Genomic DNA, 11,607 nt, shown 5'->3' on the forward strand with positions numbered 1-11,607 from the left:
CGACGCTCGGCTCTCGGCCCATCTCGCCGGCGATCCGTCGTCGAGGTCGATCACCCGGCGGTCCGGGCGCTCGCCCGCGCGATCCGATCGCGGTCCGACAGCGATATCGACTGCGCCCGAAGGGCATTCGAGTGGGTACGGGATGAGGTCGCGCACTCCTGGGATCGACTACCCGCACCTGCACCGCACACCGGCAGACGTTGTCGTCGATGCCCTGTGGTCGTCGATGCCCTGTGGCAGGCGACCGACATACCCACCGTGTGCGACGCCGGATTGCCGTCGCAACTCACCTGAATCGGCGGCGTTTCCACGCACGCGGCATACAAACCAACCGGTCTGTGTAGGCTAAATCCCGGCTCCTGGACCACTGTCCCGACCGGCCCGAAACGGGGAGGTGCGGCGTGTCACGCGAGGTCGACAATTCGAACAGCGCATTCGATCTCACCGTCGCGGCCGCCGACGCACCGGTATGGATCGTCACCACCCTCGCCGACGGCCACCGCGCCGGCTGCCTCGTGGGGTTCACCACACAGGTCAGCATCGAGCCGCGGCGATTCCTCGTCTGCCTGTCGAAACGGAACCACACCTATCGTGTCGCAGCCCGCGCAGGCCACCTGGCAGTCCACCTACTGTCGCACGAGTCCCTCGCACTGGCGCATCTCTTCGGCTCCGAGACCGGACTCGAGCTCGACAAGTTCGAACACTGCGACTGGCAGGAAGGACCGCACGCGCTGCCGATCCTGACGGCCACGGCCGGCTGGTTCGTCGGCGAGATCCTCGATCATGCCGATTTCGGCGACCACGTCGGCTTCCTTCTCGCCCCTACCGCGGCCCGACCACCGGCACCCGATACTCCCCCGCTCCGCTACACCGCGGTCGCCAGCCTCATCCCCGGCAACCGGCCCTGAGGCCGGTTACATGGGCATGTTCGGGAACATCATGTTCCACATCTGTCGGATCATGTCCATTATCTGCGTCCACATCACGGTCATCACCTCCTGTCCATTGCGAGGTCCTCTTCCTACGCGATACGCGTGGGCGTCCAAGGTTTGCGATGCGATCACGCGGCCGGAGTGAACCGGCGCTTCAGCGCTCGGCCCGATTCTCCGGCGCGATCGGGATGTCCGAGCCTTGTAAACGGGTGGCCAGCAGCTGTTTGCCCAGCTCGCCGCCCGTGCGGCTCTCGGTCTGGGCGCGGCGGAAGAAGTCGGCCAGCTCGGTGTCGGCGTCGCGTTCGGCGTCGGCGATGAAGGTGTCCAGCCGTAATGCGTTGTCCAGCGACGCCTCGACGAACCAGATCAGGTTGTAGTCCTTGTCGCGGGTGCCGGTGATGATGCCGGTTTCACTTGTCTTGCCCATGGCGTTGGTTCCCTTCCGCCGAGTGCTCGTTTCGTCTCCCCGATTGCCGCTTACCCTCGTCCGCGCCGGGTAAGCGGGCGGTATGGAACGTGTACATCTCGATCTCCGTGCTGGACCGAACGCCGTCCCGGTTCCGCCGATACGGCCGTCGGAACCGATCCCGCCGGTGGAGCCGGGGCAGCCCATACCGGAACCCGCGCCGCCCGTGCCCTTCCCCCCACCCGGACCACCGATTCCGGCGCCGCCGGAGCCGCGTCCGGAACCCGGGCCATCGGAACCTATTCCGCAGCTGCGCCCGCGGGTGCCGTCGGGTTGGGCAGGTCTACCGGGCTGTCGGTCAGGGTGATGCGCCGGCCGTGGTGGGTGAGGGTGACGCTGTCGCCGGATTCGAGTCGATAGGTGGTCGACCCGGCGGTGATGTGGACGGATATCCGGCTGCCGTGCCACAGGATTCGGAAGCACAGCCGATTCAGCTGCTCCGGGAGGCACGGGGCGAAGGCGAGGTCGCCGTCGTGGTCGCGCATGCCGCCGAAGCCGCCGACGCAGGTGATCCAGGTACCTGCGACCGAGGCGATGTGGACGCCTGCGGCGACGTCGTGGTGCAGGTCGTGCAGATCGGTGAACGCGGCCTCACGGAAATAGTCGTAGGCGAGCGCGAGGTGACCGATCTCGGCGGCGAGGACGGCTTGGGTGCACGCCGACAGTGAGGAATCGCGGACGGTCAGCGGGTCGTAGTACTCGAAGTTGCGGATCTTCTGATCGCGACTGAAGGCGTTGGGGCACAGGTGCATTGCCAATACGAGGTCGGCCTGTTTGACCACCTGCTGGCGATACAGATCGAAATACGGGTAGTGCAGCAGCAGTGGATAGTTCTCCGGCGGGGTGGCGGCGAAATCCCATGGGGCGTACCGGGTGAACCCTTCGGACTGCTCGTGTACCCCGAGTTCGTCGTTGTAGGGCAGATACATGGAGTCGGCACAGTGACGCCAGCGGGTGAGTTCCGCGGGCTCCACACCGAGTCGTTCGGCCAGATCGGGCCGCCGCGTACAGGATTCGGCGGCCTCGCGCAGGTTCCGCGCCGCCATCAGATTGGTGTAGATGTTGTTGTCGGCCAGGGCGGAGTATTCGTCGGGACCGGTCACGCCGTCGATGCGGAAGTCCCCGGCCGAGTCCGCGTGACCCAGGCTCACCCACAACCGCGCCGTCTCGACCAGCAGCTCGACACCGCACTCGGTCTCGAACTGCTCGTCGCCGGTCGCGACGAGGTAGCGGGCGGTCGCGTCGGCGATATCGGCATTCACGTGGACGGCCGCGGTAGCGGTCGGCCAGTACCCGGACGCCTCCGCACCGTTGATCGACCGCCAGGGGAACATCGCCCCGGCCTGCCCCAACTCCCGGGCCCGCTGCCGCGCCTGCCCGAGGGTCGAGTGCCGCCAGCGCAGCGCGTCACCCGCCGCCATCGGCATGGTGTACGTGAGCACCGGCAGCACATAGGTTTCGGTATCCCAGAATGCGTGGCCGTCGTATCCGGGACCGGTGAGGCCCTTCGCGGGAATCGCCCGCGCCTCGCCGCGCGCGCCCGCCTGCAGCACATGGAACAGCGCGAATCGCACCGCCTGCTGCAGTTCGGGGCTGCCGTCCAATTCGATGTCGGCCTGCGCCCAGAAGTCGTCGAGATAGGCGCGCTGACGGTCGAGCAACTGCTGCCAGCCGATCTCCAGCCCGGCCGCGAGCGCGGCTTCCACCTGGGCCCGCAGCGCGGACGCCGAGCGCCGCGCCGACCACCCGTAAGCCAGAAACTTGGTGAGGCACAGGCGATCCCCCGCGGGCACGCCCGCAGCGATCGTCATCCGGGCGAGATCGTCCTCGGCGTGCACATCGCAGCGGGTGGCCACCGCGACATCGAACTCGTGGTCCATCGCGGCCGCCATGCGCAGCTGCGACCGCCGGGTGTGATGGACCAGCACCGCGGAGAGGTCGCGCGCCACGGCGCACTCCCCCACGAGCGGGTGATCGAGCGCCGCGGCCAGGCGGGGATCGTCCGGTTTCGCCGGATCCGGTTCATTGGCGAGCAGATCCGACTGCACGACCACCTCGAGATCACCATCGAGCGGCTCGACCTCGTAGCGGATCGCCGCCAGCGCCCGCTCGGTGAACGACACCAGGCGTTCCGAACGAATCCGCACGCGGCGGCCGGTCGGCGAGGTCCACACGGTGGAGCGGCGCAGGGTGCCGGACCGGAAATCCAAGACGCGGTCGTGCTCGACCGCATTGCCGTAGCGCAGATCCATCGGCTCGTCCTCGACGAGCAATCGGATGATCTTCCCGTCGGTCACATTGACGACCGTCTGGCCCTCCGCCGGATAGCCGTATCCGGCTTCGGCGTACGGCATCTTCCGGGATTCATAGAAGCCGTTGAGGTAGGTGCCCGGTTTGCCGACCGGTTCCCCCTCGTCGAGGGTGCCGCGCAGGCCGATGTGCCCGTTGGACAGCGCGAAGATCGATTCGGTGCGCTGCAGCGCATCGAGATCGAGCCCGCACCAACGCAATTCCCAGGGCGCTACCTCGAATCTCGCATCGCTCATGAGGATTCCCGCAAGTCGGCCAGGTCGTGGACGACGACGTCGGCTCCGGCCCGGCACAGCTGATCGGTATGGTCCGGATCGCCGGTGCGATCGACGCCGACGACGAATCCGAACGCGCCCGCACGGCCGGCCTCCACCCCGGCGACCGCGTCCTCGAACACCGCCGTGGCCCGGGGATCGACGCCCAGGGCGCCCGCGCCCGCCAGGAACCCATCGGGGGCCGGCTTGCCGGGCAGCCCACGCTCCTCGAACGTGTTCCCGTCGATGCGGATCTCGGCGTAGCGATCCAGGCCGGTGGCGGCCAGCACCGCCGCGGCGTTCGCCGACGAGGATACGATGCCGATCCGCAGACCGGCCTGCTGCACAGCGGTAAGATAGTCCACCGACCCGGGGAAGGCGTGCACGCCTTCTCGTTCGATCAGCGTGTGCACGAGTTCGTTCTTCTTTTCACCGATGCCATGCACGGTCTGCGCGTCGGGACCGTCTTCGTCGGAGCCCTCGGGCAGCTCGATGTCCCGCGACTTCAGGAATTCACGCACCCCGTCCAACCGAGGTCTCCCATCGACGTACAGTTCGTAGTCCTGCTCCGAGAAGGGCTGGAATCCAGCGCCGCAGCGCTGGTGCAGAACGTCGTCGAAAGCGCTCTTCCACGCCTGCTCGTGCACTCCGGCGGAGTCGGTCAGCACGCCGTCCATGTCGAACAACACCGCGCTGATCGCACGCGGCAGCCCCAGGCGGCGGGTCCCGGTGCCCCGGTCGTCGTGGTCCATATCGGTGCCGTACCCGCGGCAACCCCGAACAAACACGATTCCCCCGGCGCGAGATGTTTCGCGGTGATTCCCCCGGTTACTCGACCGACTGCCGGCACTCCGGCCGGCGCTCACGACAGCGGAAGGCAAAAACTATGCTGATGCTCACCCCCACTGCCGTCGAGGCAGTCCGCGACATCACTTCCGGAGACGGCGCCCCGCAGGACGCCGGTCTGCGGATCTCCACCCCCGATGACGCCCAGAGCTTCCACCTGGCCGTCGCCGCCGAGCCGTCGCAGGACGACGAGGTGCTGACCGCCGAGGGCGCCCGCGTCTTCATGGACCGCAAGGCCGCCGAATTCTTCGACGACAAGATTCTCGACGCCGGCCTCGACGCGAAGGGCAATGCCACCTTCGTGGTCGGACCGCAGGCCGCCACCTCCTAGACCCGTCCGCGACCATGTCGGCGAACCTGGCTCGGAAACTGATCGAGTCGCACCTGGTGTCCGGTGCGATGACGCCGGGTGCGGAGATCGCGATCAGGATCGACCAGACGCTGACCCAGGACGCCACCGGCACCTTGGTGATGCAGGAACTCGAGGCCTTGAACCTCGAGCGGGCGCGCACCGAGGTCAGCGTTCAATACGTCGACCACAATCTGCTGCAGACCGATGAGAAGAACGCCGAGGACCACGAGTATCTCCGCACGGCCGCCCAGCACTTCGGCCTGTGGTTCTCCAAGGCGGGCAATGGTGTATCGCACCCGACGCACATGCAGCGGTTCGGTATACCGGGCAAGACTCTCGCGGGTTCGGATTCGCACACTCCGGCGGCCGGTGCGCTGGGCATGCTGGCCATCGGAGTGGGCGGATTGGAAGTGGCGCTCGCGATTTCGGGCCGGCCGCTGCACCTGAGGATGCCCGAGGTGTGGGGTGTCCGGCTGGAAGGCGAACTGCCGCAGTGGTGTTCGGCCAAGGATGTCATTCTCGAGATGCTGCGCCGCCACGGCGTGAGCGGCGGTATCAACCGCATCATCGAGTATCACGGCCCGGGCCTGTCGACTCTGTCGGCGATGGATCGCCACGTGATCGCGAACATGGGCGCCGAACTCGGGGCCACCACAACGGTATTCCCGAGCGACGCGGCCGTGCAGGCCTTCCTCCGCGAGGAAGGACGCGAGCACGATTGGGTCGAGCTGGCCGCGGATGCCGACGCCGGTTACGACGTCGAGGACTCGATCGACCTGTCCACCCTCGAGCCACTCATCGCGAAGCCGTCCTCGCCCGGCAACGTGGTGCCGGTACGCGAGGTCGCGGGCACCGTTATCGCGCAGGCGGTGATCGGCTCCAGCGCCAATCCCGGCCTGCGCGATTTCGCGATCGTGGCGGCCATGGTGGCCGGGCGGCAGACCGTGCCACAGGTCAGTTTCGACGTGAACCCCACCTCGCGGGAGATCCTCATCGATCTGACCGCGATGGGGGCCGTCACCGACCTGGTGGCCGCCGGGGCCCGCATCCATCAGGCCGGATGCCTGGGCTGCATCGGCATGGGCCAGGCACCGGCCGTGGGTCGCAACTCACTGCGCACCATGCCGCGCAACTTCCCCGGCCGCTCGGGCACCAAGGAGGACTCGGTCTGGCTGTGCTCGCCGGAAACCGCCGCGGCGTCGGCGCTCACCGGCGTGATCACCGATCCGCGGGAGTGGGCGCGCACCGTGCGCATGGACTATCCGAAGCTCGACCTGCCCGCCCGCGCCGCGATCAACACCATGATGCTGGTCGCCCCACTGGATCCGGAACAGGCCCGGCAGGTGCGGCCGGTGAAAGGGCCCAATATCTCCAGCCTGCCGCCCCTGGCCCCGCTGCCCGACCGGATCGAGGCGCCGGTGCTGCTGAAGGTCGGCGACAATATCTCGACGGACGAGATCTCCCCCGCTGGGGCACGGGCCCTGCCCTTCCGATCCAACATCCCCAAGCTGGCGATGTTCACCTTCACCCAGATCGACGAGACATATCCGGAACGGGCACAACGGGTTTCCGAATCCGGCCATCTGATCGTCGGCGGCGAGAACTACGGTCAGGGCTCCTCTCGCGAGCACGCCGCGATCACCCCTCGCTACCTGGGGCTGCGAGCGGTCATCGCCAAATCCTTCGCTCGCATCCACTGGCAGAACCTGGCCAACTTCGGTGTCCTGGCACTCGAATTCGCCGATCCCGCCGACTACGACGGCATCGACCGTGACGACTTCCTGCGCATCGACGATCCGGGCGAGATCGCGCACCGGACGACATTGCAGGTGCTCAACATGAGCAAGGAAACGACTTTCACCGTCCGGCATCGTCTTTCGCCACGACAGGTACAGGACATCCTGGCCGGCGGCCTGATACCCCGCCTGGCGCAACGTGCAGAACCGACGCGGAAGGGAGGCGTTCCGTGCTGTCCCGCCTGATCGGCCTTACCACCGGTACGGCCCGGGGGCTCGCCCATGGTCTGGGAACCGCGGCCGAGGTCGGCGCACAAGTGCGCCACGATCTCGGAACGCTGCTCGATCCCAGCCTGCACCGCGACCGCCGGCTGGCACGTGTGGGTGATCGGGTGTTCGTGGAAGTGCACGGTCTCGGTTCCGAGCGCGGCCCGAAACTGGCCGCGGCGCTGCGCGACACCTTGCGCGCGTTTCCCGGCATCCAGCAGGTGCGGACCAATGCGATCACCGGGCAGGTCATCGTCACCACCGATGCCGACATCGCCGATCTGGTGGCGGCGGTGGCGGAGATCGAGAGTGACTTCGGGGTCGCCGACCGGCCCTGGGATCCCACCATCCCGCATCCCGGAGACCTGGAACCCGCACTGTCGGCGGCCATTTCGCTGGCCGGCGACACCCTGGCCCTCGGTCTCGCGGTCGCCGGCGCGCTGACTCCCCGGCGGGCTCCCGTGCAGTTCTTCCAGGCCGCCGCCGCCATGTTCGATACGCAGCCGCGGCTGCGGGCCGTGCTGGAACAGCGCCTCGGACTCGCACGCACCGACCTGCTGGTGACGACCGCCAATGCACTCGGACAGGCGGCCGGTGAGGGTGTGGGCAGCCTGCTCGTGGACGCCGGGCAGCGAGCGCTGGTCCTGGCCGAGGCGGGGGCTCGGCACGCTCGGTGGCGGCAGTGGGAGCTGGACGGGGATCACTCCCGGCGCCTCACCGGGCCCAGAGAGCCGCCGCGACTCGGACCCCGCCCCGTCGAGCTACCGCCGGGACCGGTCGAGCAGTGCGCGGACGAGGTCGCCACCGGATCGGCGCTCGCCGCCGCCACCGCCCTGTTCGGCCGCGGCGCCGCCGACGTCGCACCGACGCTGGGGCTCGCCGCGCCGAAAGCCGCACGCACCAGCCGGGAATCGTTCGCGGCGGCCGTCGCCATCCGCCTTTCGCTCGCCGGGGTGGTGACCGTCGATCCCGGAGTGTGGCGGCGGTTGGACCGGCTCAGTGCCATTGTCATCGACGGTGAGGTCCTGCTCGGCTCCCATCGCCTGGTCCTCGACGCCGAAGCGGCGGACGAGCGTGAGCTGCGGCGGATCTGGAGCGGCGCGCAGGAGCGGCTCTGGATCGCCGACGATGCGGATTCCCCGGCCGCAAGCGATGATTCGGGCGCCGATGGGCCGCTACGCTTCGTCGAGAGGGAGCAGCCGGGACCGGGTGGACTGACCTGGTTCGAGGTCCACGATGGTTCCCGGCAGATCGGGCGCGTCCTCGTCGGACATGAACTGCATCCGCATGCCCAGGCGATCCTGCTGGCGGCTCGTGACGCCGGGTTGCGAGTGATTCTCGCCGGGACACCGGACACCGCCGAATTGCGCTCCTCCACAGACGAATTCGTTCACCACACACAATCCCTGCACGACCTGGTGCGCCGGTTGCAGGAGCACGGCCATGGCGTCGCGGTGGTCTCCGCGTCAGCGGATCGCGCGCTCGCGGCAGCCGATGCGGCAATCGGCGTGGTGCGTTACGACCCGGCCGGCGGGCGGCAGTCCCCGTGGGCAGCCGACGCCCTGTGCACCGACCTGGCGCAGGTATTGGGTGTCGTGGCGTCGATCGCACCCGCGCGCAATGCGAGTGCCCGGGGCCGCGCCCTGGCCCTGTCCGCGGCGTCGCTGGGCGCCCTGCTGGTCGCGGCCGCGCCGCAACGCCACAACGAGCAGCTCCCGGTCACGGCCGCTCAGGCCACCGGCCTGCTCACCGGCGGTGTGAGCGGTTGGCGGGCAACCGATTCCGACCTCGACGCCGCCGACGCACCCCTGTTGCCCTGGCATGCGCTCGAAGCGCACGAGGTGCTGACCCGACTGCCCGAACCGGAGCCGGACACCGAAATCTCCCGGCCGCATCCGCTCGCACCGATCCTCGACCGGGCGACCGCGGCCGTCGCACCGTTCGGCCGGTTCGCCGGGCAGCTGCGTGCGGAGGTGGCCGACCCGCTGACGCCGATCCTGGGCGTCGGCGCCGCGGCTTCCGCGATCCTGGGTGCGCCGGCCGACGCGCTGCTGGTGTCCTCGGTGATGACCGTCAATGCCGTGGTGTCGACGGTGCAGCGCCTGCGCGCCGAAGCCGCATTGCGCGATCTCCTGCACGGCGAGGAACTGCACGCCTGCCGAATCGAACGGCGGGACGCGCTGGAGCGGAACCCGGACGATCTGGAAGACCTTGCCGGACAGCGTATCCCGGTCCAGGACCTGCACGTCGGCGATATCGTGCTGGTGCGCACCGGCGATGTGGTGCCCGCGGACGCCCGGCTGCTGTGCTGCGACGACCTCGAGATCGACGAGTCCGCACTGACCGGCGAATCGGTGACCGTGGAGAAACGAGTGGCCGCGACGCCCGGAGCCGCCCTGAGTGACCGGTACTGCATGCTGTTCCAGGGCAGCACCGTCGTCAACGGCATCGCGGCGGCGATCGTGGTGGCCGTCGGCGCCGACACCGAGTCCGAACGTGCTGCCGCGGCGGCGATTCCACCGCGCCGGAGCGGCGTCCAGGCGCAGCTGCGCCGCCTCACCGATCGGGCGTTGCCCACCACCTTGGCCGGCGGCTCGGCCGTCACCATCCTGGGCTGGCTGCGCGGCCGGCCGCTGCGTGACGCGCTGGGCGAGGGCGTGGCGGTCGCGACCGCCGCCGTCCCGGAGGGGCTCCCGCTGGTCGCCACGGTGGCGCAGTCGGCAGCGGCCCGGCGGCTGTCGCGAAGCGGAATTCTGGTGCGCGCCAGCCGGACCGTCGAGGCGCTGGGCCGGGTCGACACCATGTGCTTCGACAAGACCGGCACCCTGACCGAGGGCAGGCTGCGGCTCACCGCCCTCGCCTCCCTCGATCGAGAATGGGAGCCCGGAGATGCCGATCCCGCCGCCCGGCAGCTGCTGCGCGACGCCGCCCACGCCTGCCCGGATCCCGACGGCCCGATCGTGCACTCCACCGACCGCGCCGTCCTGGACGCGGCCGCCGACGTGCCCGCCGACGAGGGCTGGGAAACGGTGGAGGAATTGCCTTTCGAGTCGAATCGGGGCTTCGCCGCCACTCTCGGCCACAACCCGCAGCGGCTGCGCCTGGTGGTGAAGGGCGCGCCCGAAGTGGTACTCGACCGCTGCGCCCGGGTGCGGCAGAACTCCGAAAAGAGTTCCAGCACACCATTTTCCGACACCGAGCGCGAACGGGCCGACCACCTGGTGCACGATCTCGCGGACCGGGGTCTGCGCGTGCTGGTCGTGGCACGCCGCGAGCTGCAGTCGACGCCGGACGATATCGAGGGCGCCGTCGAGAAGCTCACACTGATCGGCTTCCTGGGCCTGGCCGACACCCCGCGCCCGCAGGCACAGCCGCTGATCACCGCCCTGCGGCACAACCGGATCGGCGCCCGCATCATCACCGGTGACCATCCGGTCACCGCGGCCGCCGTGGCCCGCGAACTGGGTATCGAAGCCACCACCGTGACCACCGGCGCGGAACTGGACGAACTCGATGAATCGGGTCAGTCCGAACTCATCGAACACAGCACGGTTTTCGCCCGGGTGAGCCCGCAGCACAAGGTCCGTATCGTCTCCGCGCTGCAGCAGAGCGGTCACGTGGTGGCGATGGCCGGCGACGGCGGCAACGATGCCGCCGCCATCCGCACCGCCGATATCGGAATCGGTTTGGCCGCACGGGGTTCCACGGCCGCACGCAACGCCGCCGATCTGGTGCTCACCGATCCGGACCCGCTGGTGCTGCTCGAGGCGCTGACCGAGGGGCGCAGCATGTGGCGGCGGGTCAGCGACGCGGTGGGTGTGCTGGTCGGCGGCAATGCCGGTGAGGTCGCGTTCACCGTGCTGGGGACCGCGGTGGCCGGGCGCGCGCCGCTGGGGACCCGGCAGTTCCTGCTCGTCAACCTGCTCACCGACATGTTCCCGGCCATGGCCGTCGCGGTGTCGCCCGACCCGGCGGCCGAGGAGAACGCCGAAAGCTCCAGCCGCGCCGAGGAACTGGGCGCGCGCCTGGCCGCTCGGCCGCCCGCCGATCTGGGCGCCGAACTGCTGCACGCCATCCTGTCCCGGGGCGCCACCACGACCGCGGGCGCCACCGGGGCCTGGCTGGTCGGCCGATACACCGGGACCGCCCGCCGGGCGAGCACCATCGGGCTCGTCGCCCTGATCGGCACGCAGCTGGGCCAGACCCTGCTGGCCGCCCGGCACAGCCCGCTGGTGTGGTTCACCACCGCTGCCAGCGGCGCCGTCCTGGTCACCGTCGTCATGACGCCGGGCATCTGCACCTACTTCGGCTGCCGACCGCTCGGCCCGGTGGGCTGGGCGATCGCCGGCGGCGCGGCCGGTATCGCGACCGCGATCGGCGCGTTTGACGGCGGGCATGCCGGGAACAGCGACAACGTCAGGCCCACGTAAGGAACGTCAAGCCC

The 11,607-nt window shown here is 69.3% G+C and carries 7 protein-coding genes; 4 read left to right on the forward strand and 3 right to left on the reverse strand.

Going from position 1 to position 11,607, the window contains the following annotated elements:
• Positions 1-401: 401 nt before the first annotated feature.
• A complete protein-coding gene (locus tag AB0L60_RS21650) occupies positions 402-908 on the forward strand; it encodes a flavin reductase family protein (RefSeq protein WP_364616715.1) in 507 nt (168 codons plus the stop codon).
• Between the two features lie 178 nt (positions 909-1,086).
• On the opposite strand, the gene AB0L60_RS21655 is transcribed toward AB0L60_RS21650, so the two are convergent.
• From AB0L60_RS21655 to AB0L60_RS21665, 3 genes are all read right to left on the reverse strand, one after another.
• A complete protein-coding gene (locus AB0L60_RS21655; protein WP_364616717.1) occupies positions 1,087-1,359 on the reverse strand; it encodes a hypothetical protein in 273 nt (90 codons plus the stop codon).
• 278 nt (positions 1,360-1,637) lie between these two features.
• Entirely contained in the window at positions 1,638-3,944 is a 2,307-nt protein-coding gene (locus AB0L60_RS21660; RefSeq protein WP_364616719.1) for a glycosyl hydrolase family 65 protein, read from the reverse strand.
• Positions 3,941-4,714, reverse strand: coding sequence for a beta-phosphoglucomutase family hydrolase (locus AB0L60_RS21665; protein ID WP_364616721.1), 774 nt, complete (start codon positions 4,712-4,714; stop codon positions 3,941-3,943). The genes AB0L60_RS21660 and AB0L60_RS21665 overlap by 4 nt, the downstream gene beginning before the upstream one ends.
• 140 nt (positions 4,715-4,854) lie before the next feature.
• Here AB0L60_RS21665 and AB0L60_RS21670 point away from each other — a divergent pair, with 140 nt between their 5' ends.
• Genes AB0L60_RS21670 through AB0L60_RS21680 form a run of 3 tightly spaced genes read left to right on the forward strand, consistent with a single transcriptional unit; the run spans position 4,855 to position 11,593 of the window.
• Positions 4,855-5,139 (forward strand): hypothetical protein, encoded by a 285-nt coding sequence (locus AB0L60_RS21670; RefSeq protein ID WP_364616723.1) that lies wholly within the window; start codon positions 4,855-4,857, stop codon positions 5,137-5,139.
• Between the two features lie 14 nt (positions 5,140-5,153).
• Positions 5,154-7,142: an aconitate hydratase gene (locus AB0L60_RS21675; protein ID WP_364616725.1), complete on the forward strand. Its 1,989-nt coding sequence runs from the start codon at positions 5,154-5,156 to the stop codon at positions 7,140-7,142.
• Positions 7,127-11,593 carry a cation-translocating P-type ATPase gene (locus tag AB0L60_RS21680; protein ID WP_364616727.1) on the forward strand — a complete coding sequence of 1,489 codons (4,467 nt, stop codon included), beginning with the start codon at positions 7,127-7,129 and terminating at the stop codon, positions 11,591-11,593. The genes AB0L60_RS21675 and AB0L60_RS21680 overlap by 16 nt, the downstream gene beginning before the upstream one ends.
• The last annotated feature ends 14 nt before the right edge of the window (positions 11,594-11,607 follow it).

The sequence above is a fragment of the Nocardia sp. NPDC051981 genome (assembly GCF_040680715.1).
Lineage (GTDB): Bacteria > Actinomycetota > Actinomycetes > Mycobacteriales > Mycobacteriaceae > Nocardia.